Source organism: Desulfurivibrio nitratireducens (assembly GCF_044068515.1).
GTDB lineage: Bacteria > Desulfobacterota > Desulfobulbia > Desulfobulbales > Desulfurivibrionaceae > Desulfurivibrio.
Genome location: NZ_JBIPKI010000014.1, coordinates 1 through 25517, shown reverse-complemented (window position 1 = coordinate 25517; position 25517 = coordinate 1). Strand labels below are relative to the sequence as shown.

Below are 25517 nucleotides of genomic sequence, written 5' to 3'. Positions count from 1 at the left end.
ACCTAAAATTGGGGTCAGACACCCATTTTTTATTTAAAGGCTGATAAAACCTGCTAGGCACCAGCCATAAAAAATGGGTGTCTGACCCCAATTTTTTGCCAATTTTTAGCCCCGATGTTACAACCGGAAGCTTTTATTTCTTTGCGGTCGGCCGGCCTTCTTGGCTGCCGCTCTTCTTTGCCCCAATGCTTCGACCTCCTCCTGGAAGCGGCCATCGCCCAAGGCCCATCCCTTGTGGGTGCTGTCGCGTATTTTTTGCAGATCGTCCTTGTCAAGATCAGCGGCGAAAAGCGCCTGGTAAGCTGCTTGACGGTCCGCATCATCCCGGCCCAGTCGATAATATTCCCGGTGCGGCGTCAGCCAATCGGCATTCGGCCCGTTTCGGCCCAAGGCGTTGCGGCCGTGGCTCGACCACTTATATTCACCCGGAGCGGCCGCCATGCCGGCCCTAATCGGATTCATCTCGATATAGCGCATCAAGGTGAGCAGGTAGCGTTTGCTTTCCACCACCGTAGCTCGGTACCGCCCCTCCCACAAGGTGCCGCTGCGCTGGTACATATAATTGAAATATCCCACATACCGCCGACCGACCGACTGCAGGGTTTTGCTGATACTGTGCTCAGATTCGGGAGTAGCCAGCAGGTGAAAATGGTTGGTCATCCATACATAGGCATGGATCGCCAGGCCGAATTTCGCCGCCGCTTCCACCATAGCCTTGGTGAAGAACCGGTAATCACGATCGGCGGCAAAAATAGTCTGCCGGTTGTTTCCACGCTGGATGATATGCTGCGGCTGACCGGGAATCACATAACGAGGAAGCCGTGCCATAACAGAACCCATAGAAAATTGGGAGAAAAGAAAATCGGGGTCAGACACCCATTTTTTTGGCTATCGCCTAGCAGATTTTATTTGCCCTGCATAAAAAATGGGTGTCTGACCCCGATTTTCCGACCCCGATTTTATTGCTCGCTGAGGAAATTCGCCACCGTGGTTTCCCCGACGACGACATCAACGTTCTGCTGCAGGGGAAAGGTCAGTTCGTCGTCGGCCTGCGGGTCATCCTGGTCGGCATCACAAGTCAGGGCCAGGGTATAGGCGCCCGCAGTCAGGAAGGCGGCCCGATAGCGATACTCGCCTTCATCATCGTTGAACCGCACTGGCGCCACCAGCACGGGGCCCCGGTCTTCATCGATATTGATGTCAACCGGTGTGGCATCGTGTTCCGGGAAGACATAGACCGCCATTCCGTCCTCGGTTTCACAGATTCCGATTACATCCACTTGGCCGGCCACCGCCCCGACCTCGCTGTTGTCGACCATCCGCAGGGTCGGCCGCAATTTGTAGTCCCCGGTGCCGTCCTGCACCACCGATTTGCGCAGATCGAAATCAATGGTAAAGGCGGCGAAACCGCCGGCAGGCACGGTGATCGGCCGATTGAGCTGAAGCCCTCTTTCATCCCCGCTGGGAATGGTCAGATCGTGTTCCCCAGTGGCGGTGACAATGGAGTTGGCGAAGGGCTCGGTATCCAGCCGCAGCCTGATCCACTGGTAGCGGCCCGCCGGCAGGGTCTCCTCGTCCAGCAGCAGCTCGTGGCCGCCGCCTTCCAGGGCCAGCAAATCGATCCGCTTGTAGGGCAGTTCGTTATTCTCTTCGTCAAGGCTGCCGACCTCGAAAAAGAGATTGCCATGTTCGCTGCTGTGGAGTTCTACCCCGCTGAACTGCACCCAGACGGCGGTGGCGTCTTCCACCGGGGCGTCAGTCACCGCCAGCGAAAGGGTCCCCTCGGGGCTGCCCGAACCACTGCTGCAACCGGCCAGCAAAGCCGCGGACATTCCGGCTACCATCAACTTGTTGAACATTTTCATGGCACATCCTCCCATCTGAATCCTGGTTATGATCATTATAAGCTGGGCAAAGGCACCCACTTACCTTACCTTAATGCAAGGACCTTAGCCTATCAGATAGATGCGCCAAAATCAAGTCCGGGGATCGACAGCGGCCAAGTCAGGCCATTTTCCTTCTGGACTAACTATTGAGATATACGATATTTTAAAATAAAAAAGACAGGCATGCCGGGTTTGCCGGGCATCTGGTACGGATAATCGAGTAGATCTCGCGGAACGTCCCCATCGGCTGCCGCTCGCCGCCGATGCAGGACCAGACCTTGTCGGAACCCGGGGTCGGCCATATATGGTTGACAGCCCCGGCCGCATCGCATTACAAGAATTAAGTGGTCAGGTGGTGAGACAATCGTTTTATTGCCGCCGGCAAAAGGTCAGAGACAGCCTATCTTGCCGGCAAGGCGCAAGGAATTGCGGTTGGCGGCGACGTCCCGGAATAAAGGAGGAATGATGCGATGAGACTGGCACTAACGGCAGGAGTGGTTATCGCGGCGGTCCTGTTGCTCGGGGCCTGTACCTGGGTCAAGCCCACGGTGCAGGGGGAAAAGGTGCGGGTGCTGACGGCCGAGGAAGTGGTCAAGTGCGAGAGGGTGGGCCAGACCACCGTATCGTTGCTGGCCCGGGTGGCCGGCATCGAGCGCAGCCCCCGCAAGGTCCAGGAAGAACTTAACGTCCTGGCCCGCAACAGCGCCGCCGACGTGGGCGGCGACACGGTGGTACCGATGGGCCCGGTGGAAGATGGCAAGCAGACTTTCGCCATCTACCGCTGCATGCCCCGCTAATCAATAAATTGGGGTCAGACACCCATTTTTTATTTTAAGGCTAGTTCAAACTGCTGGCAGCAGCCATAAAAAATGGGTGTCTGACCCCAATTTACGTGACCTCAATTTATTCCAAAAAGGAGCTGAACATGAGCATGATGGTAAGTCTTACTCCAGTGGTTTCCCTTATCGCCGGCATTCTGATCCTGCTGGTGCCCCGGCTGCTGAACTATATCGTCGCGATCTACCTGATCCTTATCGGCGTGCTCGGCCTTTTGGGCCCGAATTTCATGCATGGTTGAACAATGTGAAAATTGGGGTCAGACACCCATTTTTTATTTTAAGGCTGATGGATTCTGCTAGTCAGCAGCCATAAAAAATGGGTGTCTGACCCCAATTTTCCGTCATTCTTCGTACTTGTAGCCGACCCCGTAAACCGAGTGGATCAGTTCCTGCTCCGGGGCGACAGCGGCGATTTTTTTGCGCAGTTTCTTGATATGGCTGTCGATGGTCCGATCGCCGACCACCCGCTGGTCGACGTAGATCCCGTCCATCAGTTGGGAGCGGCTGTAGATTCGGCCGGGCCGGGCGCTGAGGATTTGCAGCAGGTTGAACTCTACCGCCGTAAGGTCCAGGGCCTTGCCATGCAAAGTGGCCTTGTAGCGTGATTCATCCAACACCAGCCCCGTGGCCGGGGCCGGCCGCCCGGCCGCCCGCCGCAGCACCGCCTTGACCCGGGCCACCACCTCCCGGGGGCTGAAGGGCTTGCAGATATAGTCATCGGCCCCCAGCTCCAGGCCCAGCAGGCGGTCGATCTCTTCCACCCGGGCGGTGATCATTATGATCGGCACCGCCGAAAAAACGCGAACCTCCTTGCAGATCTCCAAACCATCCTTGCCCGGCAGCATCAAATCCAGCAAGATCAGCTCGGGCTCGTGCTCCCGCACCCAGGGAACCACCGCCAAACCATGGTCCAGCCGAGCCACGGCAAAACTCGCCTGGCTGAGATAATCCTCAAGCAGGGCGGCGAGTTTGGGTTCATCCTCGACGATCAGAATCGTAGCACTCATTCCTGTTCTCTCAAAATTGGGGCCCCAGGCAAAATTGGGGTCAGACACCCATTTTTTATGTAAGGCGAGCTTAAAATGCTAGGCATCTGCCATAAAAAATGGGTGTCTGACCCCAATTTTATTCTACCGGCAGTTCTATGGTTATCCACAGGCCTCCCAGGGGCGAAACCCGGGCCGTGATCAGGCCCTCGTGGGCTGCGACAATGTTGCGGCAAATGGCCAGGCCGAGACCGGCCCCGCCGGTGGCCCGCCGGCGGGAGCCCTCCAGCCGGTAGAGGCGCTGGAAGATTCGTTCCAGTTCCGCCGGAGGAACGCCGGGCGCGCTGTCCCGCAGGTGGATCACGGCCAGGCCGGGGCCGGGCTCCAGGCTCAATTCCACCCGGCCCCCGCTATCGGTGTACTTCAGGGAATTATCCAGCAGATTGGCGAAGAGTTGGTGCAGCCGTTCCGGGTCGCCGACCATTGGGACCGGCGGGGCGGCGGCCAGCTCGGCGGCCAGGGTGATGCCCTTGGCCAGGTAAGGGGATTCGTACTGGGCCACTGCTTCCCTGATGGTCGCGGTCAGATCCAACTCCTGCTTGCGATAGGTCAAAGCGCCCAGGTCGGAGAGCGAAAGCTGGTAGAGGTCGTCCACCAGCCGACCCAGTCGCAGAACTTCAGCATGCAATGAATGAAGGGCCGCGGGAGTGGTGGAGCGAACGCCGTCCTGCAGGGCCTCGATCTCGCCCCGCAGCACCGCCAGGGGAGTGCGCAGTTCGTGGGAGATATCGGCCACCCATTGACGCCGGTCCTGCTCGTTTTTCTCCAGCACCAGAGCCATATTGTTGAAATCACGAGCCAGTTGGCCCAGCTCGTCAGTGTCGTGGACCGGCACCCGGGTGTCATAGGCCCCGGCGCTGAGCCGGTGGGTGGCGGCGGCCAGGTTGCGGATGGGGCGCACCAGGCGGCTGGCCAGGGGCAAGGCGATCAGGGTCGAGATCAGCAGGGCCGCCCCGGCAATTAAAGCCAGGGCCAGTTTCTGCTGACGGACGAACTGGAACTGGTGGCTGTCATAGGTCCTGGTGCGGGGGACCAGGCCCAGGTAGCCGACGGTTTCCGCCCCCCGCCGCAGCGGTTGCAACTCGATCGCCGCGTAGCCCTCGACGCCCCGGGGGGAAACAACCACTCCCCGGTCGGCATCGAGCACCACGACCCGGCGCTCGAAGCGCCAGGTGCCGGGGGTTTCGCGCCCCTCCTCGGCCTGGTTCTCCCGGGCGATCAGGCGCTCCAGGCGTCTTTCCAGGCGGCGGGCCTGTTCAGGGTCGGCGGTATCGGTGGGCAGGGTGTGAACCAGGAGTTGCAGCCAGGAAGCCTGGTCCCGGCGGAGAAAATCCCAGTCGCCCTGTTCGGCGTAAACCTGTTCCAGCTCGCCGGCCAGGGATACCAGCCGCTGCTGTTCGATGGTGTTGACATAGCGCAGAAAGCCCCGGTCGATGCTCCACTGCATGATCAGCCACATGCAGAGCACCACCGCCGCGGTGGCGGCAAACATGGCCAGAAAGAGCCGGTATTTGATTCCGATCCGCATCAGGGGGCCTCACGGGGGGAGAGGAAACCGGGAGTCTTCTCATACCATGAATTGCCGGGGAAAAAAACCGGCCGCGGCCGGACGGGGCAAACTTTCACATTTCTTCCATATTTGCGCCACATTCGCCGGTTATTCATTAACTAACAGGATGAGATTCCGGACCTGGCCATCATAAACCAAAAATGCAGGAGGACATCATGAAAACCATCGCTCTGTCCCTACCGAGGCTGGGGAAAATTATGCTGGTGGCGCTGGTGACGTCGGGATTGCTGCTGACCGGCAGCGGGCCGGCCTGGGCCGAGCTCGGCGGGGACCGCAATCGCGGCCAGGCGGATGTGCGCCAGCAGGAACAGGCGCGGGGCGGCCAGAGAACCCCGCCGGGGCAATCACGCCGCCAGCAGCAGGCCACCCCCCCCGGGCAATATCGCCAGCAACAGCAGAACCGCCCTTCCGGGCAATACCAGCAACAACAACCAAGCCGCCCTTCCGGGCAATACCAGCAGCAGCAACAGAGCCGCCCGGGAAGTCAATATCGCCAGCCCCAACAAACCCGCCCGTCGGGCCAATACCGGCAGCAACAACCGGTGACGGTGGTGCGCCAACTGCCTCCGGGGCATCGCAAGGTGGTGGTTAAAAACCGGCATTATTATGTGCACAACCACCGCTTTTACACCCACGGTCCCGGCGGCTACGTGGTGGTGCGGCCGCCGGTGGGCGCCGTGGTGCCCGCCCTGCCCGGCCTTTCGGTCCGCGTTTCCATCGGCGGCGTGGCTTACTTCCGCTACGACGATGTTTATTACCGGCCGGGCCCCCGGGGCTACATCGTGGTTGAGGCGCCCCGCTACTACCCGGCCCCGGTTTACAGCCAGGTGGTCAAGGTCTGGGTTTCGACCCTCAATTTGCGCAGCGGTCCCGGCACCCAGTTCGCGGTGATCGGCCAGACCTGGCGGGGTCAGCATCTGACGGTGATCGGCCAGACTCCGGGCTGGTACCAGGTGCTGCTGCCCGGCGGCGGAACCGGCTGGGTCATGAGCCAATACACCCGAACCCTGGCCACCGGCTGAGCCGGGACTGGAGGCCACCGTCACCGGCCCGAGGAGGTCGGTGACGGAAAACATGCGTCAACTTGCCGTTGCGCTGGACTTAATCGACCCTTGGCAGCATCAACCACCGTCTTTAGCGACGACCAACCATCAAACTTCAGGAGCATACCATGAAAAAGAATCTGCTCGCCGTTGCCGCTCTGACCATCGCCCTCGCCGCCGGCCCTGCCCTGGCCGCCCCGGCCGACCGCAGCGAATCGCCACGGCAAATCAAGCACAAGTACAGTGAAACGCGAGATAATTCGGGGAACCGGCACTTCGCCCGCCTGGCCCGCGACCTCGAACTGAGCAGCAAACAGCAGAGCCAAATCCGGGAGCTCAAGGCGGCGCACCGGCAGGAGGTCAAACCGCTGTACCGGAATCTCGGCGAGGAGCGTCGGGAAATGCGCCAACTGGTGCAAGCCGAGGCCTTCGATGAAAGCGCGGCCCGGGCCATCGCCGCCCGCCAGGCCGAAACCAGGGCCGGACTGCTGGTGGAACAGGCGCGGATCGGTCACCAGATCCGCGCCGTACTGACCCCCGAACAACAGCTCCTGGCCGACCAGAAGCGCAACCGGGACCAGCGGGAGCGCCGCCCCCGCGCCCCGCAATAATCACGCCGCTAAACTCAGCGCAAAAATTGGGGTCAGACACCCATTTTTCTTCGCTAAAAATGGGTGTCTGACCCCAATTTTGTTGGCCCGGAGGGAGACGGCTTGCCAGAAAAGAGCGGATCATATAGCATTCATATGGTGCCGGAAATTAAGGCCCCCTTTTTACTCAGGCAAATTCAAGCGCCAGGTGATAATTTTCATGATTGACGTCGGTTATAGAAAGAAAGGCATCAAGCGCCGGACCGTGTTGCAGATTATGGCTCTGGCCGGAGTTGGCGGGTTCGGCCTGCTGCGTTGGTTTTCCACCAATAACGATACCGGCTTGCAGGTGGTCAGGCGTAGCCGGATTTTGTTGGGTACCGAGGTGAACCTGAGCGTTTACGGCCGGGACCGGGACCAGCTTGAAGCCGCGGTCGGGGCAACTTTTGCCCGGATGGAAAGCCTGGAGGAGAAGTTGAGCCGCTACCGGCCGACCAGCGAGGTTTCCCGCCTTAATCGCACCGGCCACCTGGAAGAAGCCGGCCCCGAGCTGCTGGCCATCCTGCAGACGGCGGCCCTGGTAAGCGCCAAAAGTGACGGCGCCTTTGACGTTACCATGCTGCCCCTGCTCGATCATTATGAGCAACAGGGCGCGGCGGCCGATGCAGCAAAGCTGTTTACCCTGCCTGAGCCGCCGGAAGAGGCCCGCCGGGCCGTTGACCACCGGGCTCTGCGCGTGGACGGGCGACGGGTAACCCTGGCCCGGCCGGGGATGAGCGTTACCCTGGATGGGATCGGCAAGGGTTACATCGTCGATCAGGGAGTGGCCGCACTGGTCGAGCATGGCTGCAATCAGGTTTATGTTGAGGCCGGCGGCGACCTGGCGGTAAGAGGCGGCAAGGCCGGCGGCGAGCCCTGGCGGATCGGGCTCAGGCCCCCCCGTTCCGGACCGGCCGCGAAGATGGCGGTGGTCGCGGCCGACACCATGGCGGTGGCTACTTCCGGGGATTATTTCCACTATTTCAGTCCCGATTTTCGCCACCATCATATTATTGATCCCCGGGTCGGGTTTTCCGCTCAGGAACTGGCCAGTTGCACGGTAACCGCTCCCGATGCCGCCCTGGCCGACGCTCTGGCCACCGCTTGCATGGTTTTGGGTCCGGGGGAAGGAAGCGAACTGCTGACCCGGTTCCCCGGTTGCGAGGGCTATTTTGTCGGCAAGGATCTGACAGTGAGCAGAACTCCCGGATTTCCGGCCTGAAATGCAATCGTTTATTCTAAAAAAAGGGCTTGATATTCCGATCAGCGGGGCTCCCCGCCCGGTGATCGAAACCGGCGGCCGGGTTGAGCATGTGGCCCTGCTGGGCGACGACTATGCCGGCCTGCGTCCCGCGATGGAGGTCAAGGTTGGCGACCGGGTGGCCGCCGGCCAACTGCTTTTTACCGACAAAAAGAATCCCGGGGTTAATTTTACCGCGCCTCTTGGCGGCGAAGTGGTGGCCATCAACCGCGGGCCGCGCCGCCGTTTTGAGTCGCTGGTGATCCGGGCGGCGGTCGACGATCAGCTCTCCTTCGCGGTGGCAGGCAAAAGCGGGTCGGCGGCGGCGATTCAGGAGATCCTGATCGAATCCGGGCTTTGGGCCGGGATCAGGACCAGGCCGTTCGGCAAGGTGGCGGCGATCGACGGGAAACCGTCATCGCTGTTTGTCACCGCCATCGATACCCGACCCCTGGCGGCCGATCCGGCCCTGATCATCGCCGAGGCCGCCGAGGAGTTCCGCCTTGGCCTTAAAATTCTGCAAACGCTGGTTCCCAAGCTGTTTTTGTGCGCGGCCGCCGCTGATCTGCCCGGTCAGGAACTGGACGGCGTCAGCACGGTTCGTTTTCAGGGACCGCACCCGGCCGGGTTGCCCTCCACCCATATCCATCTGCTTGATCCGGTGGGGCCCGGCGGCAAAAGAGTCTGGCAGATTGAATATCAGGAGGTGATCGCCGTCGGGCACCTTTTCCGCACCGGCCGGCTGCCGACCACCAAAACGATTGCCCTGGCCGGGCCGAAGGTCAAAAATCCCCGGCTGCTCCGGACCCGGCCGGGAGCGGCGATCGATGAGCTCTGCGCCCAAGAGCTGCGGGAAGAAAATTTGACCGGCGCCAAAGGTGAAGTCCGGCTGCTTTCCGGTTCGGTGCTGGATGGGCGGTCGGCGAGCGGCAACTTCAAATACCTGGGGCGTTATCACCACCAGGTCAGTGCCCTGGCGGAGGATTCCGGCAGCGGCCTTTTCAGTTGGCTGTGGCCGGGAAGTGATCGTTTTTCCCTGCTTCCGGTTTTTCTTTCGGCTCTGACCAGGTTTAAAGCCGGCGGCGGCCGCTTGGCGATGAAGACCGCCCAGTGGGGCGGCCCTCGGGCCATCTTTCCTTTGGGCACCTATGAACAGGTGGTGCCGCTTGATTTCGTGGTCACGGCGCTTTTGCAGTGCGTGGCCAGCGGCAACACCGAGAAGGGGGTGGAGCTTGGCTGCCTGGAGCTGATCGAAGAAGATCTGGCCCTCTGCAGTTTTGTCTGTCCCGGCAAAAACGATTTCGGCCCCATGCTGCGCGAGATCCTGACCAGGATCGAGGAAGAGGGCTGGTAGGTAATCGTGCCCGGGGCACCGCATCTTGCGGCGATCGGGACGGCTCACAAGGGGACAGATTTGAAATCTGTCCCCGATCACGCATCGCCGGCCCGCTTGCCGCAACCTGCGGCACCCCGGGCACGATTACTCCGAATGGTATGAGAAAAGGGCGGTATAATTAATATGATCGGGAGACTGGCGGCATATATTCACTCCCTGGAGCCCCACTTCAGCAAAGGCGGTCGCCTGGAGCGCTGGTACCCGCTTTTTGAGGCGGTGGACTCTTTTCTTTCCGGCAGCAGCCAGACCACCGCCGGCGCTCCCCATGTCCGCGACGCCATCTGTTTGAAACGCATTATGCTGGTGGTAATCATCGCCCTGATCCCCTGCGTGGTCATGGCCCTCTGGAACACCGGCTATCAAGCCAACCTGGTTCTGCAGAACCTGGGGGTCAGCTCGGTGCCGGGCTGGCGCGGCGCGGTTCTGGCCGCCACCACCGGCCTTTCGCCGTCCAGCCTGACGGCCAACCTGATGCACGGCGCTCTTTATTTCCTGCCGATCTACCTGGTCTGCGTGGCGGTTGGCGGTTTCTGGGAGAGCCTGTTCAATGTCGTGCGCGGCCACCAGATGTCCGAGGGTCTGATGGTTACCAGTCTGCTGCTGCCCCTGACTCTGCCGCCCACCATCCCCCTCTGGCAGGTCGCGGTGGGAATGAGCTTCGGGGTGGTTTTTGCCAAGGAGGTTTTTGGCGGAGTTGGGCGCAACTTTATGAATCCGGCCCTGGTGGCCCGGGCCTTTCTCTTCTTTGCCTACCCGATCGGGATGACCGGGGAAGAGGCCTGGATCGCCGTCGATGGCTTCAGCAGTGCCTCGCCGCTGGCGGTTCTGGCCGCTGCTCCGGTGGCCGCCGACCCGCTGGCCGGTCTCGATTATCAATGGTGGGACGCCTTTGTCGGCACCATCCCTGGTTCGATGGGGGAAACCTCGGCCCTGGCCTGCTTAGTGGGAGCGGCCCTGCTGCTGTTGACCAGGATCGCCTCCTGGCGGATCATGGGCGCGATGCTGCTGGGCGCCTTGAGCTTCAGCATGCTCTTCTGGCTTTTTCCGTCGCCGGAAAATCCCTGGCACCAGGTTCCGCCGCACTGGCACCTGGTGCTGGGCGGTTTTGCCCTGGGCCTGGTTTTTATGGCCACCGATCCGGTCACCGCTCCTCATACCGACCTGGGCAAATGGTTCTACGGCTTTTTCATCGGCGCTTTGACCATTCTTTTCAGGGTGCTTAACCCGGCTTTCCCCGAGGGGGTGATGCTGGCGATCCTGATGGGCAACATCATCGCGCCCTCGCTTGATTATCTGGTGATTCGGGCCAATATCAGCCGAAGGATCGCGCGATATGGCTAAAGACAGCGCCATCGGCTCCTTTACCATCGTACTGCTGCTGGCCTTGGTCTGTTCGGCCCTGGTTGCCGGGACGGCGGTGGGACTGCGGGATCGCCAGGAGGCCAACCGGCTCCTTGACCGCCAGAAAAATATCCTGCTGGCCGCCAATCTTTATGAGCCGGGAGCTGACCTCGCAACGATGCTGGCCGCGGTCGAGACCAGGATCGTCAGGCTGGCTGACGGGGCCTTTGTTCCGGCCGCCGAGATCGATCCGGAAGAGTTCAATCAGCTTGAGGCCGCCCTTGATCCCCAGACCGGCCGGGAGTTGAGCCGGCCGGAGGACCTGGCCGGGCTGGGCAGAGTGGAAAAATACTCCCTGGTCTACCTGGTCCGGGATAACGGCAGGATCGACCGGGTGGTGCTGCCCATCCGCGGCCGGGGAGTCTGGTCGACGATGCATGCCTATATCGCCCTCGCTGATGACTTTAACACGGTGGTCGGGGTTACTTTCTACCTTCACGGAGAGACCCCCGGCCTGGGTGGAGAGATCGAGAATCCGGCCTGGCAGGAAAGCTGGCAAGGCAAGCAGGTCTACGACCGGCAAAATCAGCCTACTTTAAGGGTGATCAAAGGGCAGGCCCCGCCCGGCGAGGCTGGAGCTCACCAGATCGACGGGATCTCGGGGGCGACCAGAACCCTGGATGGGGTCAGCAAGTTGTTGGAGTTCTGGTTCGGCGAACACGGCTTTCAACCCTTCCTGGAACGGCTCCGGGCTGGAGAAATCAACGATGAGCGATGAAAGCAAAAGAGAACTCTTTTTTCGGGCGATCTTTGAGCGCAACCCCATCACTCTGCTGGTTTTGGGGATCTGTTCGGCCCTGGCGGTCACCGGCAGCATGGCCACCGCCCTGGTCATGTCGATCGCCCTTACCCTGGTAACCGCCTGCGCCAGCGCCATTATCAGTATTTTGCGCCACCGGATTCCCAATACCGTGCGAATCGGAATCCAGATCACGATTATCGCCACCCTGGTGATCCTGGTAGATCAGGTGCTGCAAGCCTTTTTCTACGATCTTTCCCGCCAACTGTCGATCTATGTCGGCCTGATTATCACCAACTGCATCGTGATGGGCCGGGCCGAGGGCTTTGCCATGAGCAACTCGCCGGGCAGGGCTTTCGTTGACGGGGTCGGCAACGGTTTGGGCTACTCCTTCATTCTGATGACGGTGGCCTTCTGGCGTGAGCTGCTGGGAGCCGGGACCCTGTTTGGCTACACGATCCTCCAGCCCGCCATCCGGGGCGGCTGGTACGAAACCAACGGCTTGATGCTGTTGCCGGCCAGCGCCTTTTTCCTGGTCGCCCTGTTGATCTGGTTGCTGCGTGAAATCTACCCCAGTCAACTGGAGAAGTGAAGATGGGCCACTATTTCGAGATATTTTTTACCGCGCTTTTTGTCGAGAATCTGGTTCTCTCCTTTTTTCTCGGAATGTGCACCTTTCTGGCCATCTCCAAGCAGGTCAAATCCGCCCTGGGCCTGGGCCTGGCGGTGGTGGTGATCCAGGCGATCACCGTGCCGCTCAACAACCTGATTCTGAACCTGGTGCTGAAGCCCGACGCCCTCTCCTGGGCCGGTCAAGGCGGGATAGATCTTACTTTTCTGGGGCTTCTGGTCTATGTGGGGGTCATTGCCGCCGTGGTGCAGATTCTAGAAATGGTGCTGGATCGTTTTGTGCCGGCGCTCTACAACACCCTGGGCATATTCCTCCCGCTGCTCACGGTCAACTGCGCCATCCTGGGCGCCAGTCTCTTTATGGTGGAGCGGGATTACTCCCTGGGCGAAAGTTTTGCCTACGGCCTGGGGGCCGGCGGGGGATTTCTGCTGGCGGTGGTGCTGCTGGCCGGCATCCGGGAAAAACTGGAATATGCCGATCCCCCCAGCGGCTTAAAAGGGCTGGGAATCACCTTTATCACCGCCGGCTTGATGGCCCTGGTCTTTATGGGGGTTGCCGGTTTTTAGGCCCCGCTGGGCAAGCGGTCAGGGGGCACCGCATCTTGCGGCGATCGGGCCGGCTCACGTACTGGCGTACGCGTCGCCGTCCCGCTTGCCGCAACCTGCGGCACCCCGTGACCGCTTGCTTCCGGTTGGGTTCCGTGATCAATTGCCTCGTCGGCTGTTAAGAAACAAGAAACGCAGGAAACATGGCTGAGATTCTGACCGCGATCATCTCCTACCTGGCGATCCAGTTCTTTCTGGTCGGGGTAATTGTCGCGGCTCGTAAAAACCTGGTGCCGGCCGGGGATGTCACCATCCTGGTCAACGGCGAAAAAAAGCTGGCCGCCAAACCCGGCGGCAAGCTGCTGGGCAGCCTGGCCGAGCACGGCATCTTTCTCTCTTCGGCCTGCGGCGGCAAAGGCAGTTGCGGCCTGTGTCTGGTTACGGTCAAAAGCGGCGGCGGCGCCATTCTGCCCAGCGAGCGTTCCCTGATTAACACCAAAGAGGCCCGGGCGGGCGTGCGCCTCTCCTGCATGGTATCGGTAAAAAGGGACCTGGAGATCGTGGTCCCCGGCGAGATGCTGGAGGCCAGAAAATGGCATTGCGTGGTGGAATCCAATAAGCAGATCGCCACTTTCATTAAAGAGCTGGTGTTGCGGTTGCCGCCCGAGGAAGATGTCGATTTCAAGCCCGGTGGTTTTATCCAGATCGAGATTCCGCCCCATGTTTTGGAGTACAGCGGTTTTGAGGTTGACGAAAGGTTTATGGGCGACTGGACCAAGTTTCGTCTGTTCCAGTACAAGTCCGAGGTTGAAAGTCCGGTTACCCGGGCCTACTCGATGGCCAACTATCCGGGCGAGAAGGGGATCTTGAAGCTCAATGTCCGGCTGGCCACCCCGCCGCTGACGGAACAGGAGGCCAGCCGGCTGCCGCCGGGCAAGGCCTCATCCTACATCTTCAACCTGAAACCCGGCGATGAGGTCACTGTTTCCGGGCCATATGGCGAATTTTTTATCCAGGAGGGCGAGCAGGAGATGATCTACATCGGGGCGGGAGCCGGCATGGCACCGCTGCGCAGCCATATATTCGAATTGTTCAAGGCCCGGAAAACCAAGCGCAAGGTTTCATTCTGGTACGGCGGCCGCAACCTGCGGGAGGTTTTTTACCGGGAGGAGTTTGAGGAGCTGGCCCGCGAGTTTCCCAATTTTTCTTTTCACCTCTCCCTCTCCCGGCCCTGTCCCGATGGCGAATGGGATGGGCATGTCGGCCATATTACCAAGGTATTGTACGAAAATTACCTGAAAGACCACGAGGCTCCGGAAGATATCCAATATTATGTCTGCGGGCCGACGCCGATGGTCAAGTCTCTGCTTGAGATACTGGCTGATCTAGGGGTGGAGAGAGAGAATATCTTTTTTGATGATTTCGGCGACTAACGGCAGAATTCAATGACCAAAACTTTTTTACTGACCTTCGGCATCACACTCCTGGTGGTTGGGCTTTTTATCCTGCTGCTCAACTACTGCCGGCGGCGATTACGCAATACTCCCCACGGGCTGACCGGAATCTGCCACAAAGACGGCGGCAGAATCTGCTCTTCCTGCGCCACCGCCTACAGGAAAGAAAAGCCGGGTCGCGATGAAAGCTAAGCCCTCTGGAGAAAATTGGGGTCAGACACCCATTTTTCTCTATGATTGCTTTTTAAAAGTAAAATGGGTGGCAAAAATGGGTGTCTGACCCCAATTTTAGGAGGGAGGGGGCGACATGGAAGCACTGATTTCGGGGTTCTTGATCTGGATCTGCCTGCAAATCGGCTGTGAGCCCCCGCCGCCACCCGCCATTAATTGGTTTCGCAGCAAGCCCTGGCGGAACGTTTCTATGGCGCCAAACCACCGACTCAGGCCTATGTCTGCGGGCTCTACGACGACGAGACGCAGACTATTTTTTTGCCTGATGAATGCTGCCCCGACGATCTGCTTAACCAAAGCACCCTGCTGCATGAACTGGTCCACCACGTGCAGGAGGCCACCGGCATGGTTTACCCGTGCTCGGCGGCCCGCGAGCGCCTGGCCTACGAACAAAAAATTGGGGTCAGACACCCATTTTTCTTTTGGGAAGAAAAATGGGTGTCTGACCCCAATTTTGCGTACTGGTCGGGATGAGAGGATTTGAACCTCCGGCCCCTTGAACCCCATTCAAGTGCGCTACCAGGCTGCGCTACATCCCGAAATTCCGTGCAAGGAAAAAGAGAATTTACCGGCCCGGCGGGCCGCTGTCAAGGAGGAATCGGTCAGCGCTGCTCCAATATCTTCTTCAGGGTCAGCAATTCTTCCTTGATCCCGCTGAAGATGGTGGCGGCCTTAGCCTGGTCGCCTGCGGCGGAAGGAGTTGCGGCGGCCGCCGGTTTGGCCGGGGAAGGAGGCTCCGGAGCCGGCCGGGGGCGGCGCCGTTCGGCGGCCAGGAGCTTTTTGGCCCCGCTGATCGTAAAACCCTCCTCCTTGAGGAGCCGCTTGATCCGCAGGATATTTTCCACATCTTCGCGGCGATAGAGACGTTGCCGGGAGTGAGCCCGCTGGGGGCTGAGAATTTTAAACTCCGACTCCCAGTAGCGCAGGACGTGCTGCTTGACTCCGGTGATATCGCAAACTTCACCGATCTTGAAATAAAGCTTGTCTGGTATTGCGGTTTCCTTGTTCAAGGATCAGCTCACGGCAGAATTCGCGGTTGGATGCTCCACCGGTCCGCAGCGGCCTTATTTGCCGTTGATCCGCTCCCGGACGATCTTGCTGGGGCGAAAGGAAATCATGCTGCGCTTGGTGATTTCCATGGGATCGCCGGTCCGGGGATTGCGGCCCTGGCGCGGAGACTTACGGCGCACGTTAAAGGTGCCGAACTGGACCAGTTTGATGGACTCTTCGGCCAGCAGAGTTTCCTTCAGGCGGTCAAAAACGATATCCACCAGGTCGGCGGCGCTGCGCTGCGAAAAGCCCATTTTTTCGTTGATCGCCTTGGCCAGATCTTTGCGGGTCAGGTTTGCTCGGTTCATCTTTCTAGGCCTCTCGTAGTTGACCGTGGAAGCGCTTCTCCAGCAGATCGATGATCCTGCCGTGCACCACTCCCACTTTTTTATCATTCAGGGTCTGTTCGGCATCGCGGTAATGAATGGCAAAAGCGACGCTTTTCCTCCCCCCCCCAATATTCTTACCCCGATAAACATCAAATATTTCTACCCGATCCAGCAGTTTGCCACCGGCCTCGCGGATCGCCGCCAGCATATCCCCGGCCGCGACCTCTTCCGGCACCAGCATGGCCAGATCCCACTTGACCGCCGGGAACCGGGGCAAGGAACTGAAGCTCGGCCGGGCCGCGGCCAGAGCGTTGAGCAGGGACATGCTTATATCAAGATAAAAGACTTCCTGCTTGATGCCAAATGCTTTTAATACGGAAGTGCTAAATTTTCCGCATTCCCCGTAAGATTGCTCGCCCTTGCTCTCCGTCAGCACCAGGTGACAGCCCGGCTCGGCATAGGGGGGTGTCTCGGCGGCGCTGGTCAGCTCCAGGCAGTCGAAGGCCAGGCCGGCCAGCAGTTCTTCCAGGGCGCCCTTGATGTCATAAAAATCGACCGGCGTTTCGCCCTCCCAGAGCAGGGGGGCGCCGGGGTGGCGGCGGCCGCTGAAGACCGCGGCCAGCCGCTCCTCTTCCCGGGGCAGCTCAGCGCCCTCAGGGAAGAAAACCTTGCCCAGTTCAAAGAGCCGCAGGTCGGTGGACTGGTGATTGATGTTGTGGCGGGCATTTTCCAGCAGGCCCGGCAGCAGGGTGGTCCGCATCACGCACTGTTCCTCGCTCAAGGGGTTGAGCAGGGCCAGGGAGCGGCGGCGGGAATCGTGGTCGGGCAAGCCCAGGGCTTCACCATGGGCCGGATTGACAAAGCTGTAATTTATGGCCTCAAAGCAACCGGCGGCCAGCATCAGAGCCCGCGCCTTTTCCCGGCGGCCGGCAGCGGCATCCAGGGGCGGCAAGGTCATCTCCACCTGGGGCATGCTGGTGGGAATCCGGTCATAACCGATCAGGCGGGCTACTTCTTCGATCAAATCGATTTCCCGCTCCAGGTCCACCCGGAACGAGGGCGGGACGATGCGCAGGGTCTGCTCATCGAGGCGCTCGCCGGTGATCTCGATCCCGGCCAGGACCTTTTCCACCGTGGCCAGATCAAGGCTGGTTCCCAGCAGGTCGTTGATCCGGGCCAGGCGCAGGGTCAGCACCGGCGGCTCGGGTACTCCCTCGCGATAATCGATCCCGCCTGCCACCACCTCGCCGCCGGCCAACTCCCGCATCAGCCGCAGGGCCCGTTCCATGGCCAGGGGGGCGGCCTGGGGATCCACGCCCCGTTCAAAGCGGTAGGAGGAGTCGGTGGCCAATTTCAGGGCGGCAGCCGTGCGTCGCACGCTTTTGGCCTCGAAACAGGCGCTTTCCAGGAGAATATTGACGGTCTCGGGGCTGACCTCGGAGCTGGCGCCACCCATGATCCCGGCAATGGCCACCGCCTTTTCGGCATCGGCGATCACCAGCATTTCCGGATCCAGTTGGCGCTCGCCCCCGTCCAGGGTGGTCATTTTCTCCCCGGGGGCGGCCCGGCGCACCCGGATCCGGCCGCCGGCCAGGCGGTCGAAATCAAAGGCGTGCATGGGCTGGCCGTATTCCATCATCACCAGGTTGGTGACATCGACCACGTTATTGATGGGCCGCAACCCCACCGCCAGCAGGCGCTGGCGCAGCCAGCGGGGCGACGGGGCGATGCGGACCCCGCGGAGCAGCCGGGCCGCGTAGCGATGGCAATCGGGCGCTTCCACCGACACCGAGAAAGGCAGCTCGCCAGCGGTCAGCTCGGGGGCTTCCGCAACCGGCTTAGTCAGCGGCAGGCCGCTGAAGCCGGCAACCTCGCGGGCCAGGCCGATAACCCCGGTGCAATCGGGACGATTGGGCGTCAGGTCCACCTCGATCATGGTGTCGGCCAGCCCCAGGGCTTCGCGCAGGGGCGCTCCGGGCCGCAGGCCGGGAAATTCGGCCGGGTCGAGATCCATGATCCCGCCGCTTACCGTCCCTTCGGGGGCCAGGCCCAGTTCCTGCTCGGAACAGAGCATGCCTTCGGAAAGCTCGCCGCGAATCTTGCTGGAGCGGATTTTCAGCCCGCCGGGCAGCACGGTGCCGGGCACCACCAGGGCCGCGAACATGCCGGCCCGGACATTGGGCGCCCCACAAACCACCCGGCGCAAATCAGTGCTGCCGTCCTCGACCTCGCAGAGGGTCAGGCGGTCGGCGTTGGGATGGGGCCGCACCGCCGCCACCCGGGCGATTACAACCTCGTCCAGGCCGGGATAAAGGGGCTCCACCGCGTCCACCTCCAGCCCGAGCAAAGTCAGGCGGGCGGCGATTTCCTCCGGGGGGAGTTCGACGGCCACATATTCGCGCAACCAGTTATAAGTAAATTTCATAGTTTTCAGAGGACAGAGGACAGAGGACAGAGGACAGAGGACAGAAGATGGCGGCCATGACGCGCCGGCGGGAAAATGGTCGCAGCATTTCCCCTTTCGACTTTCGTGTTATGGCTTCATCCTCGATCCCTGGTCCTCGCTCCACCGACCTCTGCCCTTCGTCCTCCGTAATCTGACCTCTGTCTTCTGTCTTCTGGTCTTCTGGATCAGAACTGGCGCAGGAAGCGCAGGTCGTTTTCGTAGAAAAGCCGGATATCGTTGATCCCGTAGCGCAGCATGGCAATCCGCTCGATGCCGAGGCCGAAGGCGAAGCCGCTGTATTCCTCCGGGTCGTAGCCGACCTTGGCGAAAACTTCGGGATCGATCAGGCCGGCGCCCAGGATCTCGAGCCAGCCGGTCTGCTTGCAGACCCGGCAGCCCTTGCCGCCGCAGATCACGCAGCCGATATCCACCTCGGCGCTGGGCTCGGTAAAGGGGAAGAAGCTGGGCCGGAAGCGGATGGGGGTGGCGGCGTCGAACATCCGGGCGATGAAAACCGACAGCACGCCCTTGAGATCGGCGAAGGAAACCTTGCGGTCGACCAGAAAACCCTCCACCTGGTTAAACATCGGGGTGTGGGTGATATCGGAATCGCAACGGTAAACCTTGCCCGGGGCGATTATCCGCAGGGGCGGCTGGGCCTGTTCCATGGCCCGGATCTGCATGGGCGAAGTGTGGGTCCGGAGCAGGCAGCCTGCATCGACGTAAAAGGTGTCGTGCATGGCCCGGGCCGGATGGTGGGGCGGGATATTGAGGGCCTCGAAATTGTAGAAATCGGTTTCCACGTCCGGGCCTTCGGCCACCGAGAAACCCATGCCGACAAAGATCGCGCAGACCTCGGCCATGACCTGGGTAACGGGATGGAGCCGCCCGGCGGGATAACGCCGGCCGGGCAGGGACGGATCGAGCCGCTGGGCCGCCGCCGGGCCGCCGGCCAGTTCTTCCCGGCGGGCGGCGAAGGCGCTTTCCAGCGTCGCCTTGATCTCGTTGGCCAGTTTGCCCAGCCGGGGCCGCTGGTCGGCGGGAGCCTGGCCCAGGCCGCGCATCAGGGTGGTGAAACGGCCCTTGCGTCCCAAATATTCGACCCGGAAGGGCTCGAGCCCATCCGGGTGCGAAATTCCCGCCAGGGCCGCTTCGGCCTCGGCGCGCAAGCGCTGGAGTTCCTCTTCCATCCTTGCGTGAACCTTAATTGCTCTGGGAAGACTGTACCACGGCGGCGAAACCGGCCGGGTCCATGATGGCCAGGTTGGCCAGCACCTTGCGGTCGAGATCCACTCCGGCTTTCTTCAGACCGCCCATCAGACGGCTGTAGGTGGTGCCGTGCTCGTGGGCGGCGGCGCCGATCCGAACGATCCAGAGGCTGCGGAAATCGCGCTTCTTCTGGCGCCGGTCACGATAGGCGTAAACCAAGGCGCGATCCACCGCCTCGGAGGCGCTGCGGATCTGACGACTACGACCACCGACATAACCGCTGGCCTGCTTGAGAATTCTTTTGCGGCGCCGACGCGCCTTGAAACCACGGGCTACCCTGGGCATGACTGCTCTCCTTACAGATAGGGAATCAAACGTTTGATGCCGGGAGCGTTGGTGGCATCCACCAAGGTTCCCTGCCGCAGCGAACGTTTTCTTTTCGTTGATTTTTTGGTGAGGATGTGGCTGGTGAAGGCTTTGCGCCGGGCCACCTTGCCGGTCCCCGTGCACTTGAAGCGCTTGGCCGCTCCCCGGTTGGTTTTCATCTTAGGCATGACGTGCTCCTTTTTTTTAAGGACCAGGGACAAGGATCAAGGGCAAGGGGATAACAACACCCGCTTGCAGCCCCGTTTCCTGCACCCCGGCCCTTGAATCTTGGACCTTGAACCTATTTCGGACCGACCAGCATGGTCATCTGCCGCCCTTCCATCTTGGGCGCCTGCAGGATGACCCCGTCTTCGGTCAATTCTCCCGCCACCTTGTTGAGGGTCTCGATCCCCAGGGTGTCGGCGTAAACTATTTCCCGGCCGCGGAAGCGCAGGGTCACCTTGACCTTGTTCTTCTGCTGGAGGAATTTCCTGATATTTTTAACCTTGAAATCAAGGTCGTGTTTTTCGGTCTTGGGGCGCAGCTTGATCTCCTTGACCTCGACCACCACCTGTTTTTTCTTGGCTTCCTGCTGCTTCTTGCTCATTTCATAGCGGTATTTGCCGTAATCCATGATCCGGCAAACCGGCGGCTTGGCGGTGGGAGAAACCTCCACCAGGTCCAGCCCGCTCTCTTCCGCCTTGAACAAGGCTTCCCGTGGAGACATGATGCCCAACTGGTTGCCCTCGGCATCGATGAGCCGTACTTCATCGCAGCGAATCTGCTGATTGATCCGCGCCCGGACTTCTTTTTGCTCCGGATCCTTCCTTTTGCCCTTAATGATACCCGGCCTCCTGTTTCAAGTGGCTATAATACGACGGCGGGAACGCCTGGGGCCGGCCCGGCTGCCTGCCCTGGCCCCGCTGGCTTTTCCGTTTACCTTTTTCAACACAAAAGGGGATATATACCATACTCGCGGGGAATTGCGCCAATAAATTCTTTGGGGCGCTAAGTGCTCCGCTCGCCTTTGGCGGCCGCCACCAGGGCGGCGAATTCGCTCACCGGCATCGGCGGCAGGTTTTCGCCGTCGCGGCGCCGGACGGTCACCAGGCCGCTTTCCGCCTCCTTGTCGCCGACAATCAGCATGTAGGGAATCTTCTGCAACTGGGCTTCGCGGATCTTGTAGTTGAGCTTCTCGTTGCGAATATCCTTCTCCACCCGCACCCCCGCCCGGCGCAGCTCTTCGTAAACTTTTTCAGCGTAGGCGAGCTGAGCGTCGGTGATATTGCAGATCCGGGCCTGGACCGGGGCCAGCCAGACCGGGAAGGCCCCGGCGTAATGCTCGATCAGCACCCCGAAAAAGCGTTCCAGCGAACCCATCAGGGCCCGGTGAATCATGATGGGCTGGTGCTCGGCGCCGTCATCTCCGGTGTAGCCCAGAGCGAAGCGCTCGGGCAGGTTGAAATCCACCTGGATGGTGGAACACTGCCAGGCCCGGCCCAGCACGTCCTTGATTTTGATGTCGATCTTGGGGCCGTAGAACACCCCCTCGCCGGGGTCGATGCTGTAGCTCAGCCCTTTCTTTTCCAGGGCGATTTTCAGGGCCTCGGTGGCCTGATCCCAGTGGGCGTCGCTGCCGACGTATTTCTCCGGCCGGGTGGAAAGATAAATATCGTAGTCGGCAAAACCGAAGGCCTTGAGAATATGCAGGTTGAGATCGAGGATCCGGAAGATTTCCTCCTCCAGGTGATCGGGCCGGCAAAAGATATGGGCGTCATCCTGGGTAAAGCCCCGGACCCGCATCAGGCCGTGCAGGGCGCCGGTCTTCTCGAAGCGATAAACCGTGCCCAGCTCGCACCAGCGCACCGGAAATTCCCGGTAGCTGCGCTTGCGGCTCTTGTAGATGGCGATATGGAAGGGGCAGTTCATCGGCTTGAGCTGGTACTGAACCTCCTCGACCTCCATGGGGGCGTACATGTTTTCGCTGTAAAAGTCGAGATGGCCGCTGGTCCCCCACAACTCGCGGCGGGCGATATGGGGGGTGTAAAGCAGCTCGTAACCGTGGCGGTAGTGCTCCTCGCGCCAGTAATCCTCGATGATCCGCCGCAAGAGCGCCCCCTTGGGCTGCCAGAGGATCAGGCCCGGCCCGATCTGGTCGTTGATGGTGAAGAGCTCCAGCTCCCGGCCCAGCTTGCGGTGGTCGCGCTTCTTGGCCTCCTCCAGTTTTTCGAGGTAGGCTCGCAGTTCCTTCTTGTCGAAGAAGGCGGTGCCGTAGATCCGCTGCAGCATCCGGTTCTTTTCATCGCCGCGCCAGTAGGCGCCGGCCAGGCGGGTCAGCTTGACCGCCTTGAGCCAGCCGGTGGAGGGCAGATGGGGTCCCCGGCAGAGATCGACGAAATTGCCCTGGCGATAGAGGGAAACCCGGTCGGCCTCGATCTCGGCGAGCAATTCCACCTTGTATCGCTGGCCCTGGCGCTGGAAAAAGTCGACGGCCGCGGCCCGGTCCATTTCCTCGCGGGTGAAGGGGCGGTCGGCGGCGACGATTTCCGCCATCCGGGCCTCGATTTTTTCGAGGTCTTCCGGGGTGAAGGGCTGGTCGCGGTCGAAATCGTAATAAAAACCGTCGGCGGTGGCCGGACCGATGGTGACCTGGACATCCTCGCCGAAGAGTTCCAGCACCGCCTCGGCCATAACATGGGCGGCGCTGTGGCGCAGCAGGTCCAGGGCCTCGGGGCTTTCCGGGGTCACCGGACTGACCTCGCCGCCGGCGGCCAGGGGAGCGCCCAGGTCCACCAGGGTCTCGCCCACCCGCAAAGCCAGGGCCCGCTTGCGCACCTTGTTGGAGAACATCTCCTTGAGGACTTCGGCGGCGGTGATCCCGGCGGGAAAGTTTCGGCTCTGGTCGGCGTTGGTCAGGGTGATTTCAGTCATGGTCGTCTGTGAAAACCGGTAAACGTTCAGCCGCGCCGCACCGGCGGCAGACCCGGGGGCCACAAGCCCCCGGTCCGGAGCAATGCTGAACGGCTACAAAAACGAAGCTTCGCAAGGCGGTTTCCAGCCGAACTGGATTCCTTGCGAAGCCCCGGTGAGTTACTGGTAGGCACGGGCGGGATTGAACCGCCGACTTCTACCGTGTCAAGGTAGCGCTCTCCCACTGAGCTACGCGCCTGCTCTGGTAAACTTGCGCCAGCACCGCATCTTCGGGCGATCAGCCCCCGCGGCATACTGAAGTATAGCCGCGGGGGCTGCTTGCCCGAACCTGCGGCACTGGCGCAAGTTTACCTGGTTTCCCCGGTTGGAGAATGGGGATGCTTTGAAACGGAAAGGAATTACCAATTACCTGGTTCGCTGTCAAGGGGAAATCGGGGAAATCTCCATCAACCCCCGCCAGCCGACCAACAAGCAATAGCTTGCTGGTTGTTCGGCCAAGCCAGGGCCGGTAAACGTGCGGCAGTGCCGCAGATTTGGGCAAGCGCCGGCGGCGGCACCGTTCATTGTCGTTTATGCATATATAAGTGCTAAATATAGCGTAATCACTTGAATTTATGCGAAAAAACCAAGCAACCTGGACAATCAGTTTTGAAGGATTGAACCAGCCAGGGCCAGTAAACGTGCGGCAGTGCCGCAGATTTGGGCAAGCGGAACGGCGCCGCGTACTTCGGTACGCAAGCCGGGCCGATCGCCCAAAGATGTGGTGCTGCCGCACGTTTACTGGTCCTGGCGGGAGGTGATGGCGCGGGTCAGGGTGAGCTCGTCGGCGTGCTTGATGTCCATGCCCATGGGGATGCCGTAGGCCAGGCGGGTTACCCGGACCTTGCAGTTGGCGTGGAGGTGGCGGATCAGGTAGGCGGCGGTGGCCTCCCCCGGGACCGTCGAGCTGGTGGCGATCAGCACTTCGCGGACCTGCTCGCGGCGGATTCGCGCCACCAGCAGGTCCAGTTTCAACTCCTGGGGGCCGATGCCGTCCATGGGCGAAAGGACCCCGTGGAGGATATGGTACTTGCCTTTGAAGCAGGAGGTTTTTTCAATGGCGATGAGATCACCCGGCTCCTCGACCACGCAGACCAGGCCGGGGTCCCGGCCGGGGTTGCGGCAGATCTGGCAGGGATCCTCCTCGGAAAAGGCAAAGCAGGTGGAGCAGAGGGTGATCAGCTCGTGCAGTTCGGTCAGGCTTTTGGCCAGGCCCCGGGCCTCCACCGCCGGCCGGCGCAGCAGATGCAGGGCCAGCCGGGTCGCCGTCTTGCGGCCGATGCCGGGCAGGCGGCTCAAATCGGCAATCAGACGGGCCAGAGCGGGAGGGATGACATTCATCGGGAGCGCGGCTTAAAAAAGACCGGGGATATTCATGCCGCCGGTGAGCTTGCCCATCTCGACCTTGATCATCTCCTGGGCCCGGTTCATGGCGTCGTTGACCGCCGCCACCACCAGGTCGCGCAGCATCTCCGGATCATCGGGGTTGATCACCTCTTTTTCGATCCTGAGATCGACCAACTGGTGGCGGCCGTTGACGGTGGCCTGAACCATGCCCCCACCCACGCTGGAAGAGACCGTGCGCTCGGCCAGTTCGGCCTGCAGCGCGGTCATTTTCTGCTGGAATTCCTGGGCCTGCCTCATAATCTGGTTCATATCCATATAAAAACCTCCTCTGCGTTGGTCGGCTTCAACCGGCGGTCCTGCCGGTTATCCGAAGCCGGGGCGGGAGCTGGCCGACCGCCAAGATTTAGGGCGGAATTTTTTGGCTTTGCGGGGACCGGACCCCACAAGGCGGAGCCGGCACAGGCTTGGCCAACCCCGGGTCGGGGTGGCGACCCGGAGTTACTTATTGGCGGTGCGAATGCCGGCGATATCGCCGTTGAAGAGCTCAACCACCGTCTGAACCAGGGGATCGTTGGCCAGGGCCCGGCGTTCTTCCTGGGGCACCCCCTCGCCATCCACCGCCAGGGTCCCGCCGCCCCGGATCCGCAAGCGGATGGTCAATTCCTGCTGGAAATAATCCTGGGCGAACTCGGTCAGCAGGCGACTGTTTTCCGGCTCCTCGAGCAGCTTGCAGTCGGACAGATCATCATAGCGCACCACCAGTTCACCGCCTTCTTCCCGCGCCCCGGCAGCCATATCGAGAACCGGGGCCATCCAGACCTTGCGCTGGCGGACATAGTTGACAAAACCATCCCAGTCCGGCCGCAAATCCCGGCCCGGGGCCGCTTTGGGCTCCCCGCCGGCCGCGGCCGCTGCTGCTTCAGGCGGGGCGGCGTCAGGGCCCGGGGTGGATGCCGCCGGCCTGCTTGAAGCGGCCGAGGATGGCGACCGAACCCCGGCCGGGGCCGAGCCGGCCTTTGGGGCTGAAGAACCGCCAACCGGTTCCCGGCGCTCAGGCTTTGTCGACCGGGATGGCGGCGGTTTTTTGCCGGCGCCGACAGCTTCACGCCCCGCCGGGGCCGGCGGGGGCCCTTCAGGCCCGGTGTGCTGG

The 25517-nt window shown here is 61.1% G+C and carries 28 protein-coding genes and 2 tRNA genes; 13 read left to right on the top strand and 17 right to left on the bottom strand.

Annotated elements, in window-relative coordinates; all coding sequences use genetic code 11:
- Nucleotides 1-117: 117 nt before the first annotated feature.
- Together ACHHTY_RS05745 and ACHHTY_RS05740 are read right to left on the bottom strand one after the other, a co-directional pair.
- Nucleotides 118-876 carry a transposase gene (locus ACHHTY_RS05745; protein ID WP_395493143.1) on the bottom strand — a complete coding sequence of 253 codons (759 nt, stop codon included), beginning with the start codon at nucleotides 874-876 and terminating at the stop codon, nucleotides 118-120.
- Nucleotides 877-959: 83 nt separating this feature from the next.
- Complete coding sequence (locus tag ACHHTY_RS05740; RefSeq protein WP_395493142.1) at nucleotides 960-1865, bottom strand: DUF4382 domain-containing protein; 906 nt, start codon at nucleotides 1863-1865, stop codon at nucleotides 960-962.
- Between the two features lie 491 nt (nucleotides 1866-2356).
- Between ACHHTY_RS05740 and ACHHTY_RS05735 the strand changes: the two genes are divergently transcribed.
- Complete coding sequence (locus tag ACHHTY_RS05735; RefSeq protein WP_395493141.1) at nucleotides 2357-2683, top strand: DUF4156 domain-containing protein; 327 nt, start codon at nucleotides 2357-2359, stop codon at nucleotides 2681-2683.
- Nucleotides 2684-2817: 134 nt separating this feature from the next.
- Nucleotides 2818-2964 carry a DUF3096 domain-containing protein gene (locus ACHHTY_RS05730; RefSeq protein ID WP_395493167.1) on the top strand — a complete coding sequence of 49 codons (147 nt, stop codon included), beginning with the start codon at nucleotides 2818-2820 and terminating at the stop codon, nucleotides 2962-2964.
- Nucleotides 2965-3066: 102 nt separating this feature from the next.
- Here ACHHTY_RS05730 and ACHHTY_RS05725 read toward each other — a convergent pair whose 3' ends face one another.
- Together ACHHTY_RS05725 and ACHHTY_RS05720 are read right to left on the bottom strand one after the other, a co-directional pair.
- A complete protein-coding gene (locus ACHHTY_RS05725) occupies nucleotides 3067-3732 on the bottom strand; it encodes a response regulator (protein ID WP_395493140.1) in 666 nt (221 codons plus the stop codon).
- Between the two features lie 118 nt (nucleotides 3733-3850).
- A complete protein-coding gene (locus tag ACHHTY_RS05720; protein WP_395493139.1) occupies nucleotides 3851-5299 on the bottom strand; it encodes an ATP-binding protein in 1449 nt (482 codons plus the stop codon).
- 197 nt (nucleotides 5300-5496) lie between these two features.
- Between ACHHTY_RS05720 and ACHHTY_RS05715 the strand changes: the two genes are divergently transcribed.
- The 11 genes from ACHHTY_RS05715 (at nucleotide 5497) to ACHHTY_RS05665 (ending at nucleotide 15124) form a co-directional block, all read left to right on the top strand.
- Nucleotides 5497-6363 carry a DUF6515 family protein gene (locus ACHHTY_RS05715; protein WP_395493138.1) on the top strand — a complete coding sequence of 289 codons (867 nt, stop codon included), beginning with the start codon at nucleotides 5497-5499 and terminating at the stop codon, nucleotides 6361-6363.
- A 149-nt stretch (nucleotides 6364-6512) separates the two neighbouring features.
- Nucleotides 6513-6995 (top strand): Spy/CpxP family protein refolding chaperone, encoded by a 483-nt coding sequence (locus ACHHTY_RS05710; protein WP_395493137.1) that lies wholly within the window; start codon nucleotides 6513-6515, stop codon nucleotides 6993-6995.
- 199 nt (nucleotides 6996-7194) lie between these two features.
- Nucleotides 7195-8235: an FAD:protein FMN transferase gene (locus ACHHTY_RS05705; RefSeq protein WP_395493136.1), complete on the top strand. Its 1041-nt coding sequence runs from the start codon at nucleotides 7195-7197 to the stop codon at nucleotides 8233-8235.
- 1 nt (nucleotide 8236) lies between these two features.
- Nucleotides 8237-9607 carry a Na(+)-translocating NADH-quinone reductase subunit A gene (locus ACHHTY_RS05700; protein WP_395493135.1) on the top strand — a complete coding sequence of 457 codons (1371 nt, stop codon included), beginning with the start codon at nucleotides 8237-8239 and terminating at the stop codon, nucleotides 9605-9607.
- 165 nt (nucleotides 9608-9772) lie between these two features.
- A complete protein-coding gene (locus ACHHTY_RS05695) occupies nucleotides 9773-10990 on the top strand; it encodes an NADH:ubiquinone reductase (Na(+)-transporting) subunit B (RefSeq protein WP_395493134.1) in 1218 nt (405 codons plus the stop codon).
- Entirely contained in the window at nucleotides 10983-11768 is a 786-nt protein-coding gene (locus ACHHTY_RS05690) for a Na(+)-translocating NADH-quinone reductase subunit C (RefSeq protein WP_395493133.1), read from the top strand. Before ACHHTY_RS05695 ends, ACHHTY_RS05690 begins: the two co-directional genes overlap by 8 nt.
- Nucleotides 11758-12381, top strand: a complete 624-nt coding sequence (locus ACHHTY_RS05685) for an NADH:ubiquinone reductase (Na(+)-transporting) subunit D (RefSeq protein WP_395493132.1) — start codon at nucleotides 11758-11760, stop codon at nucleotides 12379-12381. Before ACHHTY_RS05690 ends, ACHHTY_RS05685 begins: the two co-directional genes overlap by 11 nt.
- A gap of 2 nt (nucleotides 12382-12383) precedes the next feature.
- Nucleotides 12384-12986, top strand: a complete 603-nt coding sequence (nqrE, locus tag ACHHTY_RS05680; RefSeq protein WP_395493131.1) for an NADH:ubiquinone reductase (Na(+)-transporting) subunit E — start codon at nucleotides 12384-12386, stop codon at nucleotides 12984-12986.
- A 182-nt stretch (nucleotides 12987-13168) separates the two neighbouring features.
- Nucleotides 13169-14398, top strand: a complete 1230-nt coding sequence (gene nqrF / locus ACHHTY_RS05675; protein WP_395493130.1) for an NADH:ubiquinone reductase (Na(+)-transporting) subunit F — start codon at nucleotides 13169-13171, stop codon at nucleotides 14396-14398.
- Between the two features lie 12 nt (nucleotides 14399-14410).
- Nucleotides 14411-14611 carry a hypothetical protein gene (locus tag ACHHTY_RS05670; RefSeq protein ID WP_395493129.1) on the top strand — a complete coding sequence of 67 codons (201 nt, stop codon included), beginning with the start codon at nucleotides 14411-14413 and terminating at the stop codon, nucleotides 14609-14611.
- A 195-nt stretch (nucleotides 14612-14806) separates the two neighbouring features.
- Entirely contained in the window at nucleotides 14807-15124 is a 318-nt protein-coding gene (locus ACHHTY_RS05665; RefSeq protein WP_395493128.1) for a DUF6647 family protein, read from the top strand.
- Here the strand turns inward: ACHHTY_RS05665 and ACHHTY_RS05660 are convergent.
- The 13 genes from ACHHTY_RS05660 to ACHHTY_RS05600 form a co-directional block, all read right to left on the bottom strand.
- Nucleotides 15113-15189 (bottom strand) — tRNA-Pro (locus tag ACHHTY_RS05660). The two genes, ACHHTY_RS05665 and ACHHTY_RS05660, sit on opposite strands and share 12 nt — an antisense overlap.
- A 63-nt stretch (nucleotides 15190-15252) precedes the next feature.
- Nucleotides 15253-15660, bottom strand: coding sequence for a MerR family transcriptional regulator (locus ACHHTY_RS05655; protein ID WP_395493127.1), 408 nt, complete (start codon nucleotides 15658-15660; stop codon nucleotides 15253-15255).
- A gap of 54 nt (nucleotides 15661-15714) precedes the next feature.
- The gene (locus ACHHTY_RS05650) at nucleotides 15715-16008 is read right to left on the bottom strand and encodes an integration host factor subunit alpha (RefSeq protein ID WP_395493126.1); all 294 of its coding nucleotides are present in this window, start codon (nucleotides 16006-16008) and stop codon (nucleotides 15715-15717) included.
- Nucleotides 16009-16012: 4 nt separating this feature from the next.
- A complete protein-coding gene (gene pheT / locus ACHHTY_RS05645) occupies nucleotides 16013-18454 on the bottom strand; it encodes a phenylalanine--tRNA ligase subunit beta (protein ID WP_395493125.1) in 2442 nt (813 codons plus the stop codon).
- Nucleotides 18455-18660: 206 nt separating this feature from the next.
- Complete coding sequence (gene pheS, locus ACHHTY_RS05640; protein ID WP_395493124.1) at nucleotides 18661-19665, bottom strand: phenylalanine--tRNA ligase subunit alpha; 1005 nt, start codon at nucleotides 19663-19665, stop codon at nucleotides 18661-18663.
- 13 nt (nucleotides 19666-19678) lie between these two features.
- A complete protein-coding gene (gene rplT, locus ACHHTY_RS05635; protein WP_395493123.1) occupies nucleotides 19679-20029 on the bottom strand; it encodes a 50S ribosomal protein L20 in 351 nt (116 codons plus the stop codon).
- Nucleotides 20030-20040: 11 nt separating this feature from the next.
- A complete protein-coding gene (rpmI, locus tag ACHHTY_RS05630) occupies nucleotides 20041-20238 on the bottom strand; it encodes a 50S ribosomal protein L35 (protein WP_395493122.1) in 198 nt (65 codons plus the stop codon).
- A gap of 113 nt (nucleotides 20239-20351) precedes the next feature.
- A complete protein-coding gene (infC, locus tag ACHHTY_RS05625) occupies nucleotides 20352-20843 on the bottom strand; it encodes a translation initiation factor IF-3 (RefSeq protein ID WP_395493166.1) in 492 nt (163 codons plus the stop codon).
- A 215-nt stretch (nucleotides 20844-21058) separates the two neighbouring features.
- On the bottom strand, nucleotides 21059-22981 hold the full coding sequence (gene thrS / locus ACHHTY_RS05620; RefSeq protein ID WP_395493121.1) for a threonine--tRNA ligase: 1923 nt from the start codon (nucleotides 22979-22981) through the stop codon (nucleotides 21059-21061).
- A 163-nt stretch (nucleotides 22982-23144) separates the two neighbouring features.
- Nucleotides 23145-23219 (bottom strand) — tRNA-Val (locus tag ACHHTY_RS05615).
- Nucleotides 23220-23758: 539 nt separating this feature from the next.
- Nucleotides 23759-24361, bottom strand: a complete 603-nt coding sequence (gene recR, locus ACHHTY_RS05610; protein WP_395493120.1) for a recombination mediator RecR — start codon at nucleotides 24359-24361, stop codon at nucleotides 23759-23761.
- 12 nt (nucleotides 24362-24373) lie between these two features.
- On the bottom strand, nucleotides 24374-24682 hold the full coding sequence (locus ACHHTY_RS05605) for a YbaB/EbfC family nucleoid-associated protein (RefSeq protein ID WP_395493119.1): 309 nt from the start codon (nucleotides 24680-24682) through the stop codon (nucleotides 24374-24376).
- A 183-nt stretch (nucleotides 24683-24865) separates the two neighbouring features.
- Nucleotides 24866-25234 (bottom strand): hypothetical protein, encoded by a 369-nt coding sequence (locus tag ACHHTY_RS05600; protein ID WP_395493118.1) that lies wholly within the window; start codon nucleotides 25232-25234, stop codon nucleotides 24866-24868.
- Between the last annotated feature and the right edge of the window lie 283 nt (nucleotides 25235-25517).